The organism is Stenotrophomonas sp. NLF4-10 (assembly GCF_022359915.1).
Classification (GTDB): domain Bacteria; phylum Pseudomonadota; class Gammaproteobacteria; order Xanthomonadales; family Xanthomonadaceae; genus Stenotrophomonas; species Stenotrophomonas daejeonensis.
The window spans coordinates 2,356,752-2,377,084 of record NZ_JAKSEE010000003.1; the positions used below are offsets into that span (position 1 = coordinate 2,356,752).

Annotated in this window: 20 protein-coding genes; 12 read left to right on the forward strand and 8 right to left on the reverse strand. The window is 69.9% G+C overall.

The annotated features are described in order from the left end of the window. Nucleotides 1–55: 55 nt before the first annotated feature. From MIC98_RS11080 to MIC98_RS11100, 5 genes are all read right to left on the reverse strand, one after another. The gene (locus tag MIC98_RS11080) at nucleotides 56–361 is read right to left on the reverse strand and encodes an MGMT family protein (RefSeq protein WP_275452849.1); all 306 of its coding nucleotides are present in this window, start codon (nucleotides 359–361) and stop codon (nucleotides 56–58) included. A 92-nt stretch (nucleotides 362–453) separates the two neighbouring features. Then, entirely contained in the window at nucleotides 454–1,806 is a 1,353-nt protein-coding gene (gorA, locus tag MIC98_RS11085) for a glutathione-disulfide reductase (RefSeq protein WP_239737202.1), read from the reverse strand. A 10-nt stretch (nucleotides 1,807–1,816) separates the two neighbouring features. Continuing rightward, nucleotides 1,817–3,067, reverse strand: a complete 1,251-nt coding sequence (locus MIC98_RS11090) for an FAD-dependent oxidoreductase (protein WP_239737203.1) — start codon at nucleotides 3,065–3,067, stop codon at nucleotides 1,817–1,819. Between the two features lie 9 nt (nucleotides 3,068–3,076). Continuing rightward, on the reverse strand, nucleotides 3,077–4,291 hold the full coding sequence (locus tag MIC98_RS11095) for a DUF418 domain-containing protein (RefSeq protein WP_239737204.1): 1,215 nt from the start codon (nucleotides 4,289–4,291) through the stop codon (nucleotides 3,077–3,079). 221 nt (nucleotides 4,292–4,512) lie between these two features. Continuing rightward, nucleotides 4,513–4,992, reverse strand: a complete 480-nt coding sequence (locus MIC98_RS11100; protein ID WP_057642038.1) for a peptidylprolyl isomerase — start codon at nucleotides 4,990–4,992, stop codon at nucleotides 4,513–4,515. A gap of 111 nt (nucleotides 4,993–5,103) precedes the next feature. Here MIC98_RS11100 and MIC98_RS11105 point away from each other — a divergent pair, with 111 nt between their 5' ends. Both MIC98_RS11105 and MIC98_RS11110 read left to right on the forward strand, forming a co-directional pair. Beyond that, nucleotides 5,104–5,637, forward strand: a complete 534-nt coding sequence (locus MIC98_RS11105) for a C40 family peptidase (RefSeq protein WP_239737205.1) — start codon at nucleotides 5,104–5,106, stop codon at nucleotides 5,635–5,637. Between the two features lie 110 nt (nucleotides 5,638–5,747). After that, entirely contained in the window at nucleotides 5,748–6,497 is a 750-nt protein-coding gene (locus MIC98_RS11110; RefSeq protein WP_239738150.1) for a C40 family peptidase, read from the forward strand. Between the two features lie 66 nt (nucleotides 6,498–6,563). On the opposite strand, the gene MIC98_RS11115 is transcribed toward MIC98_RS11110, so the two are convergent. After that, a complete protein-coding gene (locus tag MIC98_RS11115; RefSeq protein ID WP_239737206.1) occupies nucleotides 6,564–7,877 on the reverse strand; it encodes a dicarboxylate/amino acid:cation symporter in 1,314 nt (437 codons plus the stop codon). A 151-nt stretch (nucleotides 7,878–8,028) separates the two neighbouring features. Here MIC98_RS11115 and MIC98_RS11120 point away from each other — a divergent pair, with 151 nt between their 5' ends. The 5 genes from MIC98_RS11120 to MIC98_RS11140 all read left to right on the forward strand — a co-directional run bounded on the left by MIC98_RS11120 (nucleotide 8,029) and on the right by MIC98_RS11140 (nucleotide 12,795). Beyond that, nucleotides 8,029–9,726, forward strand: coding sequence for an alkaline phosphatase (locus tag MIC98_RS11120; RefSeq protein WP_239737207.1), 1,698 nt, complete (start codon nucleotides 8,029–8,031; stop codon nucleotides 9,724–9,726). A gap of 5 nt (nucleotides 9,727–9,731) precedes the next feature. Continuing rightward, entirely contained in the window at nucleotides 9,732–10,262 is a 531-nt protein-coding gene (locus tag MIC98_RS11125) for a WG repeat-containing protein (RefSeq protein ID WP_239737208.1), read from the forward strand. A 73-nt stretch (nucleotides 10,263–10,335) separates the two neighbouring features. After that, nucleotides 10,336–11,634 (forward strand): tRNA lysidine(34) synthetase TilS, encoded by a 1,299-nt coding sequence (gene tilS, locus MIC98_RS11130; RefSeq protein ID WP_239737209.1) that lies wholly within the window; start codon nucleotides 10,336–10,338, stop codon nucleotides 11,632–11,634. Nucleotides 11,635–11,666: 32 nt separating this feature from the next. Next, a complete protein-coding gene (locus MIC98_RS11135; RefSeq protein WP_057642026.1) occupies nucleotides 11,667–11,927 on the forward strand; it encodes an exodeoxyribonuclease VII small subunit in 261 nt (86 codons plus the stop codon). Beyond that, nucleotides 11,917–12,795, forward strand: coding sequence for a polyprenyl synthetase family protein (locus MIC98_RS11140; RefSeq protein ID WP_239737210.1), 879 nt, complete (start codon nucleotides 11,917–11,919; stop codon nucleotides 12,793–12,795). The genes MIC98_RS11135 and MIC98_RS11140 overlap by 11 nt, the downstream gene beginning before the upstream one ends. Nucleotides 12,796–12,908: 113 nt before the next feature. Here the strand turns inward: MIC98_RS11140 and MIC98_RS11145 are convergent, their stop codons facing one another. Beyond that, nucleotides 12,909–13,469 carry an NUDIX hydrolase gene (locus MIC98_RS11145; protein ID WP_239737211.1) on the reverse strand — a complete coding sequence of 187 codons (561 nt, stop codon included), beginning with the start codon at nucleotides 13,467–13,469 and terminating at the stop codon, nucleotides 12,909–12,911. 183 nt (nucleotides 13,470–13,652) lie between these two features. On the opposite strand from MIC98_RS11145, the gene MIC98_RS11150 reads away from it, so the two are divergent. The 5 genes from MIC98_RS11150 to mtnC all read left to right on the forward strand — a co-directional run bounded on the left by MIC98_RS11150 (nucleotide 13,653) and on the right by mtnC (nucleotide 19,087). Next, on the forward strand, nucleotides 13,653–15,131 hold the full coding sequence (locus tag MIC98_RS11150) for an amino acid permease (protein WP_239737212.1): 1,479 nt from the start codon (nucleotides 13,653–13,655) through the stop codon (nucleotides 15,129–15,131). 81 nt (nucleotides 15,132–15,212) lie between these two features. Continuing rightward, nucleotides 15,213–16,637, forward strand: coding sequence for an amino acid permease (locus tag MIC98_RS11155; protein ID WP_057642042.1), 1,425 nt, complete (start codon nucleotides 15,213–15,215; stop codon nucleotides 16,635–16,637). A gap of 198 nt (nucleotides 16,638–16,835) precedes the next feature. Then, a complete protein-coding gene (locus MIC98_RS11160) occupies nucleotides 16,836–17,474 on the forward strand; it encodes a methylthioribulose 1-phosphate dehydratase (RefSeq protein ID WP_239737213.1) in 639 nt (212 codons plus the stop codon). 112 nt (nucleotides 17,475–17,586) lie between these two features. Next, on the forward strand, nucleotides 17,587–18,141 hold the full coding sequence (locus tag MIC98_RS11165; RefSeq protein WP_239737214.1) for an acireductone dioxygenase: 555 nt from the start codon (nucleotides 17,587–17,589) through the stop codon (nucleotides 18,139–18,141). A 247-nt stretch (nucleotides 18,142–18,388) separates the two neighbouring features. Beyond that, on the forward strand, nucleotides 18,389–19,087 hold the full coding sequence (mtnC, locus tag MIC98_RS11170; RefSeq protein WP_239737215.1) for an acireductone synthase: 699 nt from the start codon (nucleotides 18,389–18,391) through the stop codon (nucleotides 19,085–19,087). A gap of 67 nt (nucleotides 19,088–19,154) precedes the next feature. Here the strand turns inward: mtnC and MIC98_RS11175 are convergent, their stop codons facing one another. Beyond that, on the reverse strand, nucleotides 19,155–20,315 hold the full coding sequence (locus MIC98_RS11175; RefSeq protein WP_239737216.1) for a metallophosphoesterase: 1,161 nt from the start codon (nucleotides 20,313–20,315) through the stop codon (nucleotides 19,155–19,157). Nucleotides 20,316–20,333: the final 18 nt, after the last annotated feature.

Consider the following 20,333-nt stretch of genomic DNA (forward strand, 5'->3'; position numbering starts at 1 on the left):
GTTGGCCGGCAGCACCGGGGATCCTTGTCATTGCGCTTATCGGCCAGCAGCCGGGCTACCCCGGTCCCCAGATCGCCGCATCGAGATTGCGCACCGGCCGGGCGCGCTTGACCCGGCCATTTTCGACCGCCACGCCCTCCGCGCGCAGGCGCTGGCACTGTTCGCGCCAGCCGGCCGAGCCTTCGGGCATGGCGATGCGGCCATCCGAGCGCAGCACCCGGTGCCACGGCAATGCCGGGTCGTCGTTGTCGCCGAGCAGGCGCGCCACCAGCCGCGCGCGGCCCGGCAGGCCGGCCTTGGCCGCCACTTCCCCGTAGCCCATCACCTGCCCGCGCGGAATCGCACGGATCACGCCGAGGATGCGGGCGCGGCCAACCGTCGGGTCGGCCGCCGCTTGCTTGCCCCGCGACGCAGCCGCCCTGACCGGCCCGCGCACCGTTCCTTCGCCCCGCTTCATCGCATCAGCACCACTTCTTCGGCCGACGTCGGGTGGATCGCGACCGTGTCCTGCAACTGCCGCAGGGTGACGCCGGCCTTCAAGGCCACGGCGAAACCCTGCAGGATCTCGTCGGCACCCTCGCCCAGCAGGTGGATGCCGACGACCTTCTGCTCCTCGCCAGCGCAGACCAGCTTGAACAGCGTGCGCCCCTGCCCGTCGCCCAGCGCCTGCAACATCGGCCGGAAGCGGCTGTGGTGGGTCGTCACCGTGTCGAAGCGCCGGCGCGCGGCCTCCTCGCCCAGGCCGACGCTGCCGAGCGGCGGATGCGAGAACACCACGCTGGGCACGTTGTCGTAATCCAGCCGCGCATCCGCCTGGCCGCCATGCAGGCGGTCCATCAGCCGCCGCGCGGCGGCAATCGCCACCGGCGTCAGCATCGCCCGCCCGGTCACGTCGCCCACCGCGAAGATGCCGGGCACCGAGGTGTTCTGGAAGGCATCGACGGCAATGGCGCCCGTGTCGTCCAGCGCCACGCCGGCCTGCTCCAGTCCCAGCCCGCCGGTACTCGGGGCGCGGCCGGTGGCGAACAGCACGGTGTCGAACGTGGCATCGCCGGGCCCGCCATCCAACCGCGCATGGATGCACCCTTCCCGCTGCTCCAGCGCCTGCACCCGGCAGTCGAAATGCACGCCGATGCCCTGCGCGCGCAGGTTTTCCGCCAGTTGCCCGGCCAGTTCGGCGTCGAACCCGCCGAGCAGGCGCTGGCCGCGCACCAGCAGCGCCACCTCGCTGCCCAGCGCATGCAGCACGCCGGCCAGTTCGACCGCGATGTAGCCACCGCCGACGATGGCCACCCGCGACGGCGCCGCCTGCAGCGCGAAGAAATCGTCCGACGTGCCGCCCAGCCCGGCGCCGGGCAGCGCCGGCTTCAGCGCATGCGAGCCGGTGGCGATGACGATGTGCCGCGCCTGCAGCCGCATGCCGTCGTCGCACTCCACCGTGCGCGCATCCAGCAGCCGGCCACGACGGGCGATGTGGGCCACGCCGGTTTCCTGCAGCCGCCTGCGGTAGCTGGCGTGGATGTTGTCGATGTACTGCTGCCGCCGTTGCAGCAGTTGCGGCCACGCCAGCGCCGGCGTGGCCGGCACGTCGAAACCCAGCTTCGCCGCCAGCGCGATGCGCTCGGCCAGGTCGGCGGCCAGCCACATCGCCTTCTTCGGCACGCAGCCGACATTGACGCAGGTGCCGCCCAATGCCGACGGCTCCAGCATCGCCACCTTCGCGCCGTGCGCGGCGGCGCGGAACGCCGCGGCCAGGCCGCCGGAGCCGGCTCCCAGTACCACCACATCGTATTGCCGTGCCGTCATTGGACCTGCCTCATTGGAAGCGCTCCGCGCGGTAGGGTGTGGGGTCGATGGCCGGCGCCCGCCCGGTGATCAGGTCGGCCATCAATTGCCCGCTGCCGCTGCTCATGCTGATGCCGAGCATGCCATGCCCGGCGGCAAGCCATACGTTGGCATGTTTCGGCGAACGGCCCAGCACAGGCATGTCGTCCCACGTCATCGGCCGCCAGCCGTACCAGCGTTCGTGCACCCGTTCGCCCAGCGGCTGCCGCAGGTACTGGCGCGCGGCATCCTCCAGCGCGCGCAGGCGGGTGGCGTTGAGGCGGCGGTCGTGGCCGGAGAATTCCATCGTCCCGCCCACGCGCATGCACCCGTCCCAGGCGATGACGAATACCGAGCGGTCCTTCAGCACCACCGGCCGGCCGGGCACCTGCGCCGGCCGGCTGGCGGTGATCGAATAGCCCTTGCCGGCCTGAATCGGCACGCGCACGCCGACCTGCGCGGCCAGGCGCGGCGACCAGGCGCCGGTGGCCAGCACCAGTTCGCGCGCGTGGCGCTCGCCGTTGCCGGTGCGGACGCGGACGTCCTGCGCCCGTGGCTCGAACGACAGCAGCGGGCACTGCTCTTCGATCACCACGCCACGCCCGCGCAGCACCCGGCCCAGCTCGGCGGTGTAGCGGTCCGGGCGCAGGCTGGCGTCGCCGGGGAAGCGGATCGCGCCGACGATGCCGTCGTTGAACGCCGGCTCCTGCCGCAGGTAATCGCCACCGTCGATGACCTCGGTGGCGATGCCCAACGCCTGCAGGGCCGCGCATTCGGCCGCGTGCCGCTCGAAATTGCGCGGCTCGCGGAACACGTAGTCCAGCCCTTTCTCGGCGAACTCGCAGTCCAGCGAATACCGCCGCACCCAGTCGGCCAGCCGCTGCCGCGAATCGTTGAGCAGCGCCGCACGGCCGCGCGCGCTGCGCTGCCAGTCGCGTGCGTTGCAGCGTGCGGCGAAGTGGAAAAGCCAGCGCCACAGCGCCGGGTCCGGCCGCGGCGGGATGTACAGCGGCGCCTGCGGCGACAACATCCAGCGCAGCGCCTTGGACAACACGCCGGGCGCGGCCAGCGGCGGCGCATGGCTGGGAGTGATGGTGCCGCAGTTGCCGTGCGAGGTGGCGCCGCCGATGCGGCCGGCATCCACTACCCGCACCTGTCGTCCCGCATCGGACAGGGCCAGCGCGGTGGCCAGCCCGGTCGCGCCGGCACCGATGATCAGTACATCGTCATGGGGGGATTTCACCGCCCCATTCTAGGGCGCGCCCCCGGCGCGGCGACGCAGTGGTGGCAACTGCAAGTATGTGAACGCACGCCACAGCCACTCCATCGGCCCGAAGCGGAAGTGCTTCAGCCACAGGTGGCTGCCCAGCACCTGCGCGGCGAACAGCACGACCGCGAAAAGCAGCTGCCACGCCCGCCCCATCTGCTCGAACAGGCCCAGCCCGTAGCCGTAGAACAGCAGCGTGCACAGCACCGACTGCAGCAGGTAATTACTCAGCGCCATGCGCCCGGCCGGCGCCAACCAGTGCAGCCGGTGGCTCCAGCGCACGCCCCAGGCCAGGTAACCCAGGCACATCAGCAGGCCGGCCAGTGCGTTCAGGGCATAGACGGCCGCTGTCCCCAGATCGAAGCGGCCCGGCGCCAGGTAGGGCTGCCAGCCCGCGCTCAGCAGCATCACCGCCAACCCCAGCGGCAACGCTGCCCAACGCAGCCAGCCGAACAGCCGCGGGTAGTCGCCCGGCCGCGCGATCGCGCCGCTGCGCGCGAACCATGCGCCGATCAGGAACATGCCCAGCACCTGCGGCCCGACCACCAGCAGGCCGCCCAGCGCGGTGCCGAAATCGCGCAGCCGCTGCGCCACGGCCTGCAGGTAGCCGCCGTGCCCGTAGACCTGTCGCTGCGCCTCGATGGCCGAGCGTGCCGCGTCGGCCTGCGCCGCCATCGCATCGCCGGGCAGCAGCATCACCATCGCCCCCAGCAGCAGCACCAGCACCGCGGCGGCCAGATAGGCCACCACGCCCAGCGCCGGCAGCCAGCCGCGCGGCGCCTCGCGGAAGGCCAGCAGCATGAACGACAGCAGCGCATAGCTGACCAGAATGTCCCCGGACCACAGCAGCAGCGCATGCGCCAGGCCGATGCCCAGCAGGCCCAGGCTGCGGCGCAGGTAGAAGCGGGTGAACTCGCGCCCGGCCACCTCGGCACGCTGCGCCATCACCGCGAAGCCGGCACCGAACAGCAGCGAGAACAGGGTGAAGAACTTGCCCTGCACGAATACGTAGACGAAGGCGTCGGCCCAGCGGTCCAGCCCCTGCCAGTGCGGGTCGATGCCGGTGAAGGACAGGTCCAGCGGCCCGCTGAATGCCTCCATGTTCATCAGCAGGATGCCCAGCAGCGCCAGCCCGCGCAGCACGTCCAGGGTGGCGATGCGTTCGTTCGGCGCGACCGGCCGGAAAGCGGTGGTGGACAAGCGGCGGGGCTCCTTGGTGATGGCCGGCCATTATGGGCGGCGCGCGTGGATGCGGGGGTTGCCCCGCATGGGGCCTTGCCGGGAATGCCTCGTGCCGGGCAAACCCGGCACCTGCGTGGGAGGCGAGCATGTGGAGGCGGACTTGCCTCGCCTCCCCAACCGCAAAAACGAAACGGCCCGCACGAGGCGGGCCGTCCATCGCAGTGCCGCGGCGGCAACGATCAGTGGTGATGGCCACCGTCGCCATGCACGTGGCCGTGCTGCACTTCTTCCTCGCCGGCCTCGCGGACCTCGACGATTTCCACGTCGAAATGCAGGTCCTTGCCGGCCATCGGGTGGTTCAGGTCGACGTCGACCACGGTCATGCCGACCTTCTGCACGGTGACCGCGCGCGGGCCGAAGTTGGTCTGCAGGATCACCTGCTGCCCCGGCACCAGCCGGGTGTTGCCGAAGTGCTTCTTCGGCACGCGCTGGGTCAGGCCCTCACGGCGCTCGCCGTAGGCATCGGCCGAGGCCACGTCCACGCCGAAGTTCTCGCCGGCTTCCTTGTCCATCATCGCCGCTTCCAGGCCCGGGATGATGTTGCCGTGGCCGATCAGGATCGCCAGCGGCTCACGGTCCTTCGAGCTTTCGATCGGCTCCTGGCCGACCTCGGAGACGGTGTAGTGGAAACGGACGACGCGGTCTTTTTCGATCTTCATGCGCAACTCTGTAGATGGCTGCCGGCTGGCAGGCGATGGGACGACCTTGCCGGCCGCCGGGTGGGCCGCCATCATGGCGGCCATCCTGAAGCGGCGCATTATCCCGGCTCCATGCACATCACGCCAGTTTCCCGCCCGTCGCCGTGGCACCTGCCCGCCCTGCTGGTACTGGCCGCCGCGCTGGCCGCCTGCGGCCACGCCCCGGCCAAGCGCACCCCACCCGCCGCCTCCACGCCCGCCTGGCCGCAGGTGGCGCCGGCCGATCCCGCCGCCGCCTCGGCGGTGCTGATGCGGGCGCTGGGGCTGGTCGGCACGCCCTACCGCTACGGCGGCAACACCCCCGAGTCCGGTTTCGACTGCAGCGGGCTGGTCAACTACGTCTACCGCGACATGCTGGCGTTGAACCTGCCGCGCACCTCGCGCGAGCTGGCCGCGGTGCAGGGGCCGAAGATCAGCCCGCAGCGGCTGGCCGCCGGCGACCTGGTGTTCTTCGGCAACAAGGGCAACGTCTGGCACGTGGGCATCTATGTAGGCGAAGGCCGCTTCGTGCATGCCCCCAGCACCGGCGGCACCGTGCGCCTGGACCGGCTGGACGGCCCTTACTGGCAGCAGCACTACACCGGCGCCAAGCGCGTGTTGAACTGAAAGCTTGATGCAGGTCAATTTCAATAACAAATTTTTAACGAAATTTGCACCTTTCGCCTGCATTCGCAAGGCATCATCGCGCATCGATTTTTTGTGACTGCCACGTGACGATCGCTCCACCGACCCGCCAACGCCGGTTTCCGACTCGCGCCACCCGCCGGCTGCTCTGTGCCGCGGCCCTGGCAGTCACCAGTCTTTCCGCCTTCGCCCAGAGCGCCGACGAAGCCGTCGTCCAGGCGTCTGCCGCTGCCGCCAAGCCGGCACCGGCCAAGGCCGAAGCCCCGCGCAGCCGCGCCGATGCCGCCGCCAGCGCCACCCTGGCCGCCCTGCTCCCGCACCTGGCCGCCAGCGACACCATTCCGCTGATGGACCGCTCGGCGATGTTCGCCGGCGACCTCAGCCGCCTGCTGTCCGCCTACGACGCCTCCCGCAGCGTCGCCAATGCCACCGATGCCGCGCTGGCCAATGACAGCGACGGCAAGGTGCAGTCGATCCTGCGCCGCGCGATGGCCCTGCTCGGCACTCCGTACCGCTGGGGCGGCACCTCGCCGGATGCCGGCTTCGACTGCAGCGGCCTGGTCGGCTACGTGTTCCGCACCGCGCTCGGTATCGAGCTGCCGCGCGTGTCGCGCGAGATGGCCAGCCAGACCGGCAACGAACTGATCAAGGACCGTGCGGCGCTGGTCGCCGGCGACCTGGTGTTCTTCGGCCGCCGCGGGCGCGTCGACCACGTCGGCATCTATGTCGGCGACGGCCGCTTCCTGCACGCGCCGAGCACCGGCAAGGACGTGCGCACCGATACCCTGCTCAGCGGCTACTGGGGCGACAAGTTCATGCAGGCCCGGCGGGTGGAGCTGTAGCCGGCGCCCTTCCCCCCACTTCAGGAAAAGCCGCGGCACTGCCGCGGCTTTTCATTTGGCGGGTGTTCAATCCGCTTCGACACCGATGCGCTGCTTCGGAGCGTCGTAAACCGCGCGGTCCAGCAGCCCGGTTTCCTTGGCCACGATCACCGGCACCACCATCTGCCCGGTGACGTTGGTCATCGTGCGCATCATGTCCAGCACGCGGTCGATGGCGTACAGGTAGCCGATCGCCTCCAGCGGCAGGTTGGCCGCGCTCAGCACCACCGTGGCCATCACCACCGCGGTGCCCGGCACGCCGGCGGTGCCGAAGCTGCCCAGCACCGAGGCGATCAGCACCACCACGTACTGCTCCGGAGTCAGCGGCACGCCGGTGTACTGGGCGATGAACACCGCGCACAGCGCAGGGTAGATCGCGCCGCAGCCGTCCATCTTGATGCTCGCGCCCAGCGGCACGGCGAAGGAGGCATAGTCCTTGTTGACGCCGAGGTTGTCGGTGATCGAACGCATCGCCACCGGCATCGCCGCGAAGCTGGACGAGGCGACGAAGCCCACCTGCATGCCCGGCGCGGCGCCGCGGAAGAACTTGATCGGGTTCAGCCCGTGCGCCAGCAGCAGGCCGCTGTAGACCACGACGATATGCAGCGCGCAGGCCACGTACAGCGCCAGTACGAAGCTGCCCAGCGGCAGCAGCTTCTCGAAGCCGTAGCTGCCGACCAGCCCGGCGATCAGGCCGAAGGTGCCCAGCGGGGTCATCTCCAGCACGAAGCGGGTGACCTGGATCATGATCTCGCTGAGCTGCCCGGTCAGCCTGCGCGCCTCGTTGACCTTCTCGCCCAGCTTGACCATCGCGAAGCCGACCAGCCCGGCGAAGAAGATCACCGGCAGGATCGAGCCGCGCCCGGCCGCCAGCACGGTTTCGCCGGCCGCGTTGATCCGGGTGCCGATGCCGGACAGCGCGTAGAACACGTTGGCTGGCACCACGTCCATCAGCACCTTGGCCACCGACGGCACGTCGCGCGGGGTGTAGGCGCTGTCCACGCTCAGCTGCAGCCCGCCGGTGCCCGGCTGCATCACCGTGCCCACCAGCAGGCCCACGCCCACCGCCAGCGCGGCGGTGACGATGAACCACAGGAAGGTGCGCCCGCCCAGCGCCGCCACCGACTTCTGCCCGTGCAGCGAGCCGATGGCATTGATGACCGCGAAGAACACCAGCGGCACCGCGATCATCTTGATCAGGGTCACGTACAGCTCGCCCAGCGGCCCGAACCAGGTTTCGGCCGCCGGCCCCAGCACCCAGCCGGCCAGCGCGCCGAGCACGAAGCCCGCCACCACGCGCTGCCAGAACGGTATCCGCAACCACGCAGAAACCAGCTTCATGTCGTCATTCCAGGGGAGTATTCCGTAAAGGCGGGCACGATAACGCAAGCCCGGCGGCGGCACGATCCCACAGGGACAAAGCTGCGTGTCATCGGCGTGCCTTTTCCGCTCGGTCATAATGGCCGTTCATTTCCGTTGACCGCATGCCGCCATGCCCGACACCAAATTCCTGCTCGCCGCCCTGTCCACCCTGCTGCTCGGCGCCTGTACCAGCGCCGGCGCGCCGAAGCCCCCTGCCACGCTGGCGGTAACGGTGCCGCAGGTCGCCCACCCGCAGGGCGAAACCCCGCAATGGTGGTACCGCAACGGCGCCGCGCAGGCCGCGGCCAACGGCGCGATGGCCGGCAAGGCCAAGAACGTGATCCTGTTCCTCGGCGACGGCATGAGCCTGACCACCGTGGCCGCCGCACGCATCCTCGAAGGCCAGCGCCACGGCGGCGCCGGCGAGGAAAACCTGCTGTCGTGGGAGCGCTTCCCCGCCACCGCGTTCAGCAAGACCTACAACACCGATTCGCAGACGCCGGATTCGGCCGGCACCATGACCGCCATCACCACCGGCGTGAAGAGCCACATGGGCGCCATCGGCGTCTCCGCCGGCCCCCGCAACGACTGCGCCGACAGCCTGAACAAGCACCTGCTGACCTGGCTGCAACTGGCAGACAGCGCCGGCATGGCCACCGGCGTCGTTTCCACCGCACGCCTGACCCACGCCACCCCGGCCGCCACCTACGCCAACTCGCCCGACCGCAACTGGGAGAACGACACCGACCTGCCGGAAGCAGCCAGGGCCGCCGGCTGCGTGGACATCGCCCAGCAGTTGCTTTCGACCGCGCGCTTCGGCCGCGGCCCGCTGGTCGCCCTCGGCGGCGGCCGCGCGCAGTTCACCACCGTCGAAGAGCGCGACCCCGAATACGACGACAAGGTCGGCCAGCGCCTGGACGGCCGCAACCTCGTCGCCGAGTGGCAGCAGGCGCACCCGCAGGGCGCCTACGTCTGGAACACCGCGCAGCTGAAGGCCGCCGCCGGCGCCCCGGCCCTGCTCGGCCTGTTCGAGCCGGACCACATGCAGTACGAGCAGGACCGCGCCAACGACCGGGCCGGCGAACCCTCGCTGGCCGAGCTGACCCGCACTGCCATCGCCAACCTGTCCAAGCACGGGGAAGGCTACGTGCTGATGGTGGAAGGCGCGCGCATCGACCACGCCAACCACAGCGGCAACGCCGCCCGCGCGCTCGGCGACACCATCGCCCTGTCCGACGCGGTGCGCGCCGCCGCCGAGGCGACCTCGGCCGAGGACACCCTGATCATCGTCACCGCCGACCACTCGCACACCCTGAACTTCGTCGGCTACCCGGCGCGTGGCAACCCGATCCTGGGCAAGGTCAAGGACAAGGGCGGCGAAGACGGCACCGGCGGGCTGGAACTGGCCCGCGACGCCACCGGCCTGCCCTACACCACGCTCAGCTACGCCAATGGCCCCGGCTACACCGGCGCCAGCAACCAGCAGCCGGCCGGGCCGAAGAAGTACCCGCATGCGCCGAGCAGCTTCGACCCGGCCAGCGGCCGCCCCGACCTGACCCACGTCGATACCGAGCACCCGGACTACATGCAGGAAGCGCTGGTGCCGGCCAAGAGCGAATCGCACGGCGGCGAGGACGTCGGCATCTGGGCGCGCGGCCCCGGCAGCAACGCCGTGCGTGGCACGCTGGAGCAGAACACCATCTACCACCTGATCGTGCAGGCCACCCCGCGCCTGCGCGAACGCCTGTGCGCGCAGGGCACCTGCGATACGCAGGGTGTGCCGGTGGAACTGCCGCAGCCGACGACGTTCGAACGCAGGACCCCGTGACGGCGATGCGCACCGCCGCGTACCGGTCCGTGGCGGCGGTGCTGCCGTCCCTGTTCTTCGCCGCGGCCGCGCTCGCGGCCGGGGACCACTGCCTGCTGCCGGAACGATTCGACCTGCCGGTGCTGGAAGGCTGCCGGCAGGTCGCGCCCGGCACGCTGGAACTGTCCGCGGACGCGCTGGCCCGGCTGCCGTTCAATGCCGATGGGCTGGCCACGGTGCTTGCCGCCGGCCAGTTTTATTACGTGCGCCGCGATGGCCATTACCTGCCGGTCATCACCTTCGACAACGGCGCGGACTATTTCAGCGAAGGCCTGGTCCGCGCCGTCGTCGGCGGCAAGCTCGGCTATTACGGCACCGGACTGCAACCGGCCTTCGCCGCCCGTTTCGACTGGGGCTGGCCGTTCGAGGACGGGGAGGCGCTGGTCTGCGAAGGCTGCCGCCGCGGCGAAACCGACGCCGACGGCCATACGCCGATGATCGGCGGCCGCCGCTACCGCATCGACCGCCACGGCAATCCACTGCCGGAATCCCCGTAGGAGCGACGCCAGTCGCGACAGGGCTTCACCGGCAAACCCCCATCGCGACTGGCGTCGCTCCTACAATTCCCGGATGACCCCGTTTTCCCCCTCCCTGCTGGATGCCGCCGCCGGAACGCCGGTGCTGGTCGGCTTCAGCGGCGGGCTGGATTCCAGCGTGCTGCTGCACTTGCTGGCGCACGCACCCGACCGGCGCGAGGCCGGCCTGCGCGCGGTGCACGTGCACCACGGCCTGCAGGCCGAGGCCGACGACTGGGCGGCCCACTGCCAGCGCATCTGCGACGAATGGCAGGTGCCGCTGCACGTCGTCCACGTGCAGGTCGGCGACGCCACCGGCCTCGGCCCCGAGGCGGCGGCGCGCCACGTCCGCCATGCGGCCTTCGCCGAATTGCTGCAACCCGGCGAGTGGCTGGCGCTGGCCCACCACCGTGACGACCAGGCCGAAACCTTCCTGCTGCGCGCCCTGCGCGGCTCCGGCATCGACGGGCTGGCGGCGATGCGCGAACGCCGCGCCTTCGCCGCCGGCCAGCTGTGGCGCCCGCTGCTGCATGTCCCGCGCGCGGCGCTGGAAGTCCATGCCCGCCAGCACCGGTTGCACTGGATCGAAGATCCCAGCAACACCCGCGACACCTTCGACCGCAATTTCCTGCGCAATACGGTGATGCCATTGCTGGCCGGGCGCTGGCCCGACGCGGCGGCCATGTTCGCGCGCAGCGCGGCGCTGGCCGGCGAGGCCGCCGGCCTGTTGCACGCGCATGACGCGCAGGCACTGCACGCCTGCGATGGCGGCGACGGCACGTTGTCGGTTGCCGCCCTGCGCGCGCTGCCGCCGCCGGCCTGCGCCCGGGTGCTGCGCCTGTGGGTGCAGCAACGCGGGCTGCCGCCGCTGCCGGGCAACGGCGTGGCGCGCATCCGCCACGACCTGCTCGATGCCGCGCACGACCGGCAGGCCGAATTCCGCTGGCAACAGGCGCGCATCGTGCGCTGGCGCGACTGCCTGCACGCCATCGGCGAACTGCCGCACTGGCCCGCCGGCTGGCAGGCACGCTGGGACGGCCACGCGCCCCTGCCGCTGCCCGACGGCGGCAGGCTGGAGCTGCACGGCGCCCCCGCTTTCGATACCCCGCTGCAGGTGCGCCAGCGCAACGGCGGCGAACGCATCCGGCTGCCCGGCCGCGGGCACAGCCACCTGCTCAAGCACTGCCTGCAGGATGCCGGGGTCGCGCCGTGGCTGCGCCCGCACCTGCCGCTGTTGTGCGATGGCGCACAGGTACTCGCCGCCGGCGACCGCATCGTCTCGGCGACGCTGCACGACTGGCTGCGCGACCGCGCCGCGCAGCTGCACTGGCATGCCCCCGCCCCCGTGAATTGACCCTTTCCCGCATGCCGCTCACACTTGCGGCCATGCCCAAGAAGTCCCCCAACGAGACCTCGCCGGTCGCCCACTTCGAGCAGTCGCTGGAAGAGCTGGAGCAACTGGTGGAGAAGATGGAAGCCGGCGACCTGAGCCTGGAGCAGTCGCTGAGCGCCTACGAGCGCGGCGTCGGCCTGTACCGGCAATGCCAGCAGGCGCTGGAGCAGGCAGAACTGCGCGTGCGCCTGCTCACCGACCCGGCACAACCGGACAAGTCCGAACCGTTCGACCCCGTCGGCGATGACGACTGACGCCCTGTTCGCCGGCTGGATCGCACGCACCGAACAGCAGTTGCAGGCCACCCTGCCCGACCCGGAAACCGCGCCACGGCGCCTGCACCAGGCCATGCGCCATGCCGCGCTCGGCGGCGGCAAGCGCATGCGACCGCTGCTGGTCCACGCCGCCGGACACCTGTTCGACGCCGATCCAGGCCTGCTCGATGCCCCCTCCGTGGCGGTGGAACTGGTCCACTGCTACTCGCTGGTGCACGACGACCTGCCGGCGATGGACGACGACGACCTGCGCCGCGGCCGCCCGACCACCCACGTCGCCTTCGACGAAGCCACCGCCATCCTCGCCGGCGACGCGCTGCAGACCCGCGCCTTCGAAGTGCTGGCCGCGGCGCCGCTACCGCCCGCGTTGGCGGTGGCCTGCCTGCGCACCCTGGCCGGCGCCTCCGGCGTGGCCGGCATGTGCGGCGGGCAGGCGCTGGACATCGACGCCACCGGCCGCGCCCAGCCGCTGGACGACCTCAAGCACATGCATGCACTGAAGACCGGCGCGCTGATCCGCGCCGCGGTGCGCATGGGCGCGCTGTGCGGCGGCGCGGACGAAACGCAACTGGCGCGGCTGGATGCGTTCGCCGATGCGCTGGGGCTGGCCTTCCAGGTGCGCGACGACATTCTCGACGTCGAGGCCAGCTCCGAACAGCTCGGCAAGACCGCCGGCAAGGACGCGGCGCAGGACAAGTCCACCTTTCCTGCATTGCTCGGCATGGACGGCGCCAGGGCACAGCTGGAAACACTGGCCGCCACGATGCGCGATGCGCTGGCGCCGTTCGGTCCACGCACCGACGCACTGGCGGCACTGGGCGAAATGGCGATCCACCGCTCGCATTGAGGCTTGGACTCGCGGATCGCCGGCAATCGCGGCGATGGAATGCTCTCGTAGGTGCGGGGCTTGCCCCGCACAGGGACTTCGCAGCAAGGCCCCATGCGGGGCAAGCCCCGCATCTACGGAATCGGTCGCTCCAGCCAGCGCGCGGCCATGCGCCGCATCGATTCTTCGGCCTGCGCGTCCGCGGCAATCCCGGCGATGTCGCGCCACGCCAGCTCCAGCGACTCTTCGCTGACCACGAAAGCCTCGTCCGCGCCGGCCTGCACCACGTAGCGCACGTCGTGATGCCAGTGTCCCGGCACGTCGCCGCGTTCGGGAATCCAGTGGCGGTCGAGGTCGAAGATCGCCGCCGTCGGCAGCCGCAATCCGGTCAGGCCGGATTCTTCCTCCGCCTCGCGCAGGGCCACCGCCGCCAGGTCGCGGTCGCCATCGGCGTGGCCGCCCAACTGCAGCCAGCGCCCCAGCTTGCGGTGATGGGTCAGCAACACGCGCCGGCCGTCGGCGCTGACCAGCCATGCGCTGCCGGTGAAATGCCCGGACAGACGCGAACGCGCGAACGGGTCGTTGCCGGGCTCGTCCAGCAACGCCGCGTATCCGGCGGCCAATGCGGCGTGTTCCGGCACGCGCCGCGCATAGTCCTGCAGCGCCAGCCGCAGCTCCCGATCCTGTTGATGCATGACTGCAGGCACATCCCATCGCTTCCGTCCGGCGCCCATTATCACCGTCCATGCTGCACCTGCGCTTGTCGGTTTTCGGCTCCTTTGGCAAGGTAGTCCGCTGCTGCCGGTTCAGCCTGCAGTTCAACTTGCAACGCCGCGGCTTGCCGCCGCGGCACCGACGAACAGCCTGGGAAACAGCGAATGCTCAAGACACTGCTGAGGGTCAAACCGGTCGAACCGGCCGCACACGTGGATGCCGGCGAACCGGTGGAAGGCAGCCTGCAAGGCGAAGCCACGCTCAAGCGCACCCTCACTGCACGGCACCTGGTATTGCTGGGCATGGGCGCGGTGATCGGCGCCGGCATCTTCGTCATCACCGGGCAGGCGGCGGCCAACCACGCCGGCCCGGCGATCATGCTGTCCTTCGTGCTGGCCGGCCTGGCCTGCGCCTTCGCCGGCCTGTGCTACGCCGAGTTCGCGGCGATGATGCCGGTGTCCGGCAGCGCCTATTCGTACTCCTACGCCACCCTCGGCGAGGGCATGGCCTGGTTCATCGGCTGGTGCCTGGTGCTGGAATACCTGTTCGCCTCCTCGTCGGTGGCGGTGGGCTGGTCGGCCTATCTGCTCAGCTTCCTCACCAGCACCTTGCATTTGCCCTTCCCCGACGCACTGACCGCCGCGCCCATCGCCTGGGAAAACGGCCAGTTCGTCGCCTCGGGCAAGCTGTTCAACCTGCCGGCGGTGCTGATCATCGCGGTGGTGTCCGGGCTGCTTTACGTCGGCGTCACCCAGTCCACCTTCGTCAACGCGATCATCGTCGCGGTCAAGGTGGCGGTGATCTGCCTGTTCGTCGGTTTCGGCGCGATGTACGTCACCCCCGAGAACTGGACGCCCTTCATCCCCGACAACACCACCGGCGTGTTCGGCCAGTTCGGCTGGAGCGGCGTGTTCCGCGCGGCCTCGATCGTGTTCTTCGCCTACATCGGCTTCGACGCGGTTTCCACCGCCGCCGGCGAGACCAAGGACCCGCAGCGCAACATGCCGATCGGCCTGCTCGGCTCGCTGGCGGTGTGCACCATCATCTATATCGTGGTCTGCGCGGTGATGACCGGCCTGATGCACTACACCAAGCTGGGCACCGACAAGCCGGTGGCTACCGCGCTGGAAGCCTATGCCAACTTGGCGTGGCTGAAGACCTGGGTCGAGATCGGCGCCATCGCCGGCCTGTCCTCGGTGATCCTGGTGATGATGATGGGCCAGACCCGCATCGCCTACACCATCTCCCGCGATGGCCTGCTGCCGCGGATATTCGGCAAGGTGCACCCGAAGTTCCGCACCCCGCACCTGAGCACGGTGATCGTCGGCGCGGTCGCGGCCACGCTGGCCGGGCTGGTGCCGCTGAACGTGCTGGGCGAACTGGTCGCGATGGGCACGCTGCTGGCCTTCGCCACCGTCTGCGTCGGCGTGCTGATCCTGCGCCGCACCCGCGCGGAGATGCCGCGCCCGTTCCGCGTGCCGGCGGTGTGGCTGGTCGCCCCGCTCGGTGCGCTGATCTGCCTGACCCTGTTCGCGATGGCGTTCGCCGCCCACTGGCTGGTCTTCGTGCTATGGAACGTCCTCGGCGTGGCCATCTACCTCGGCTACGGCATGCGCCACAGCAAGCTCAACAAGAGCGTCTGATTCCAACACTTCCGACCGGCGCCATTGGCGCCGGTTTCATTGCGCAACCGCCGCGCCCCGCAACCAGCGAAGACCCGAACCATGCTCAAGCAACTGTGGGCCACCAAACATCCGCACGCCGCCCATGAAGAGGCCAACGGCCTGAGCCTGCGCCGCACGCTCGGCCCGTGGGGGCTGACCGCGCTGGGCATCGGCGCGGTGATCGGCGGCGGCATCTTCGTCATCACCGGACAGGCCGCGGCCGACCACGCCGGCCCGGCGATCATGCTGTCCTTCGTGCTGGCCGCGGTGTGCTGCGCGTTCTGCGCGATGGCTTATGCCGAATTCGCGGCGATGGTGCCGGTGTCCGGCAGCGCATACACCTACACCTACGCCACCTTCGGCGAGCTGTCGGCGTGGTTCATCGGCTGGATGCTGGTGCTCGAATACGGCGTCTCCGCCTCGGCGGTGGCGGTGAGCTGGACCGGCTACTTCCTCAGCCTGCTCAGCCATTTCGACATCCACCTGCCGGCGGCGCTGGTCAACGCGCCGCTGGACGAAAAGCTGCGCCCCACCGGCGCCATCGCCAACCTGCCGGCGGCCGGGCTGGTGCTGCTGCTGACCTGGCTTTGTTACGTGGGCATCCGCAAGTCCTCGGCGATGAACATGGCGATGGTCATCCTCAAGACCGGGCTGATCGTGCTGGTGATTGCCGCCGGCTGGAAGTACGTGGATCCGGGCAACTGGACGCCGTTCATCCCCGAGAACGTCGGCCCCGGCAAGTACGGCTTCGAGGGCGTGCTGCGCGGCGCGGCGATGGTGTTCTTCGCCTACATCGGCTTCGAGGCGGTGTCGGTGGCGGCGCAGGAGTCGCACCGGCCGCAGCGCGACATGCCGATCGGCATGCTGCTGTCGCTGGTGGTGTGCACCGTGCTGTACATCGCGATGGCCGCGGTCATGACCGGGCTGGTGCCCTATACCCAGCTGGGCACCGCCGAGCCGGTGGTCACCGCGGTGGCCGCGCACCCGCAGCTGGGCTGGCTGCGCGTGATCGTCGAGGTCGGCGCGCTGATCGGCCTGTCCTCGGTGGTGCTGGTGATGATCATCGGCCAGCCACGCATCTTCATGATCATGGGCCGCGACGGCCTGCTGCCGCCGGTGTTCACCCGCATCCACCCGAAGTACCGCACCCCGCACATCAACACCGTCATCACCGGCATCGGCATCGCCCTGCTGGCGGCGCTGTTCCCGCTGGACATCCTCGGCGAGCTGACCTCGATGGGCACCCTGATCGCCTTCGCCGCAGTCTGCGCCGGCGTGCTGGTGCTGCGCCGGACCCAGCCGGACCTGCCGCGCCCGTTCCGCATGCCGGCGGCATGGCTGATCTGCAGCCTCGGTGTGCTCAGCTGCGGCGCGCTGCTCACCGCGATGACCGCGCACAACTGGATGCTGATGGGGGTCTGGACCGCGGCCGGCTTCATCATCTACTTCGCCTACGGCCACCGCCACAGCAAGCTGCGCCGCTGAAAATTGCAGGCGCTTGTGGGTGCCGACCGTCGGTCGGCACTCCTTCAACCCCCTGCGCTGCCCGACCAACGGTCGGGCGCTACCCAATCACGGTAGTGCCGGCCGCTGGCCGGCAACCTCGCACCACCCAGCATCCTTGCAGATGCCGGCCAGCGGCCGGCACTACAGCTTTTGCGGGCAGCCCGTAGAATTGCAAGCATGAACGCCCCCTCTGCCCCCTACGACGCCCGGCGCCTGAGCGAGCTGGCCCAGCTGCTGATCGACAACGTCCGCGAACTGGCCCAGGCCGGCTGGACGCCGGCCACCAGCAGCAATTTCTCGCACCGGCTGGACGACCGGCATGCGGCGATCACCGTGTCCGGCAAGGACAAGGGGCGGCTGGTCGAGGCCGACATCATGGTGGTGGATTTCGACGGCAAGGCGGTGGGCCGGCCGCTGCGCCCATCGGCCGAAACCCTGCTGCACACCCAGCTCTACGCCCGCTTCGCGGACGTTAACTGCGTGCTGCACACCCATTCGCCGGTGCAGACCGTCGCCTCGCGCCTGTACGGCGCGCAGGGCCACGTCCGGCTGGAAGGCTACGAACTGCTCAAGGCGCTGCACGGCAACTCCACCCATGAAACCGCGGTGGACCTGAAGGTGTTCCCAAACACCCAGGATATGGACGTGCTGGCCGCACAGGTGGAAGCCGAGCTGGACAAGGGCCCGATGTGGGGCTACCTGATTGACGGCCACGGCCTGTACGCCTGGGGCCGCGACATGGCCGAGGCGCGCCGCCATCTGGAAGCCTTCGAGTTCCTGCTGCACTGCGAATTGGAACTGCGCCGGCTGCGGTAGGTCGGGGTTACGTCCCCGACGTTTCACCGTATGTCCGGCATGGCGCGTCGGGGGCGTAGCCCCGACCTACCCTGCTACCCTTTCCGTCCCCCACACGCCCAGAGCCATCGCCATGAGCCGACTGCGCATCTTCAATGACACCGACCCGGCCACGCCGCTGCTGGACAGTCGCGACGGCGAGGCCATCGCCGCCGAGCTGAAGGCGATCGGCGTCACCTTCGAGCGCTGGCAGGCCAGGCATGACGTCGCGCCGGGCGCGAGCCAGGAAGAAGTGTTCGCCGCCTACCGCGAGGACATCGACCGCCTCGTCGCCGCCAACGGCTTCAAGAGCGTGGACGTGGCCTCGATCGCGCCGGACAACCCCAACCGCGCCGAGATCCGCCGGAAGTTCCTCGACGAGCATTACCACAAGGAGGACGAGGTGCGTTTCTTCGTCGCCGGCTCGGGCCTGTTCACCCTGCACGTGGGCGACAAGGTCTACGAGGTGGAATGCGTGAAGGACGACCTGATCGCGGTACCGGACGGCACCACCCACTGGTTCGACATGGGCGAAGAACCGAGCTTCGTGGCGATCCGCTTCTTCACCGAGCCGGATGGCTGGGTCGGCCATTTCACCGGCACCGACATCGCGCGGAAGTTTCCGCGTTACGAGCCCGGCACCGCGTGATGCCCAGAGCCCCTCTCCCTTCGGGGTGAGAGGTGCAGCTTGCGAACCACCGGTTCGCTGCCCCTCGAACGCCCTTGCGCCAGCGCAAGGGCCGGGGCGCGAAGCGGGGGCTGGGGTGAGGGTACGGCGAAGCAGAAATGCAACGGACTCGCCAATCGCTTCTTCGCCCCTCCTCCCCACTTCGCCGCACCCTCATCCGCCCCTTCGGGGCACCTTCTCCCGGAGGGAGAAGGAAACGGACTCAACCATGACCATCCACGCCATCCTCACCGACATCGAAGGCACCACCTCCAGCATCTCCTTCGTCAAGGAAGTGCTGTTCCCCTACGCCCGCGACGCCCTGCCCGGCTTCGTGCGCCTGCATGGCAAGGAACCGGAAGTGCGCCGCTGGCTCGACGCGGTGGCCACCGAGATCGCCGCCAGCGCCTGCCAGGACGAGGTCATCGTCGAAACCCTGCAGGGCTGGATCGACCAGGACCGCAAGCACACCGCGCTCAAGGCGTTGCAGGGCATGATCTGGGACATCGGCTACCGCAATGGCGACTACACCGCGCACCTGTACCCGGAAGTGGCCGGCGTGCTGCGCGGCTGGCATGCGGCCGGCCTGCCGCTGTACGTGTATTCCTCCGGCTCGGTGCCGGCGCAGAAGCTGTTCTTCGGCTTCAGCGACGCAGGCGACCTCAACGGCCTGTTCTCCGGCAACTTCGACACCGAGATCGGCGGCAAGCGCGAAGCGGCCAGCTACACCTGCATCGCCGGGGCCATCGGTATCGCCCCGGGCGACATCCTGTTCCTGTCCGACGTGGTGGAAGAGCTGGACGCGGCCCGCGAAGCCGGGCTGCGCACGGTGCTGCTGGACCGCATCAGCGACTACCCGACGCCGCGCATCGGCGAGGCCACCCACGGCCACGCGCGCGTGGAGGATTTCCGCCAGATCGCGCCTTGAACCCGGTAGGTGCCGACCGTTGGTCGGCACTGCGCGGTGACGCCCCCGCCCGACCAACGATCGGGCGCTACCGCTGACGCGCGCTGCGCAGCACCAGCACGTCGATGCTCGACGGCACGCCCAGCCGCGCGTTGAACCCATCCCACTGGCCCACGCCGGCGCTGACGAACAGGGTCATGCCGCCGACGCGGTAGTCGCCGCGCACGAAGCCGTCGTTGAACGGTGCCACCAGCCAGCGGTCCATGCCGATGATGTGGCCACCGTGGGTATGCCCCGAAATCTGCAGATCCACCGCGCCGGTGGCGGCGGCTTCGCGCGCCAGCTTGGGTTGGTGCGCCAGCAGCAGGTGGAAATCGCTGCCCCGTGCTTGCCCGACCACGCGCGGGATGTCCGGCGCGATGCCGCCGCCCTGCACGAGCCCGGGATTCCTGTAGAAGGCCGGATCGCCCGCGCCGGACACGGCCAGCGTGCGGCCACCAATCGCAAGCTTGACCGTCTCGTTTTCCAGCACCCCCAGGCCCAGCTGCCGGAAGTGTGCCATCCACGCGGCGTAGTTGCTGTAATACTCGTGGTTGCCGGGCGCGACCCACACACCATGCGGCGCACGCAGGTCGGCCAGGGCAGCGACATTGGCGGCGTTGCTCGCAACCTGCCCGTCCACCATGTCGCCCGGCAACACGATCAGGTCGGGTTTCGCCGCCAGCACGTCGTCGACGATGCGCCGGGTACGCCATGCGCCCTTGACCGGGCTGGCGTGCAGGTCGGCCAGCACCGCCACGCGCAGCCCGTCCAGTTCCACCGGCAGCGACGGCAGCACGACCTCCCGCTCGTGGACCTTCGGCGGCTTGAGGCCGTTGTACGTGCCCAGCGTCGCCAGCAACAGCACCAGCGGTACCGCGACATGGTGCAGCCGCGCCCCGTGCAGGAAAGCGCGCAGTCGTCCGGCACGGCGCGACAGGCGCAGCGGCAGCCACAGCAGGTCGCGCAGCAGCACGAACACCAGTGCCAGCGCGAAGGCCACCATCACCCAGCCGAACAGCAGCTGCACCCATGCGTTGGCGACGTCGCCGAACGCCTGCCGGCGCCACAGCCAGCCCAGCAACGGCTGCAGCAAGCCCAGCGCGAAGGTCAGCCCTGCATACCAGCGGCGCTTGCGGCCAAGCGCCGCCACCGGCCACCACAACCAGAAGGCCAGCAGCAGCGGGAACAGCAATATCGATACGATCATCAATTCAAACCACAGCCG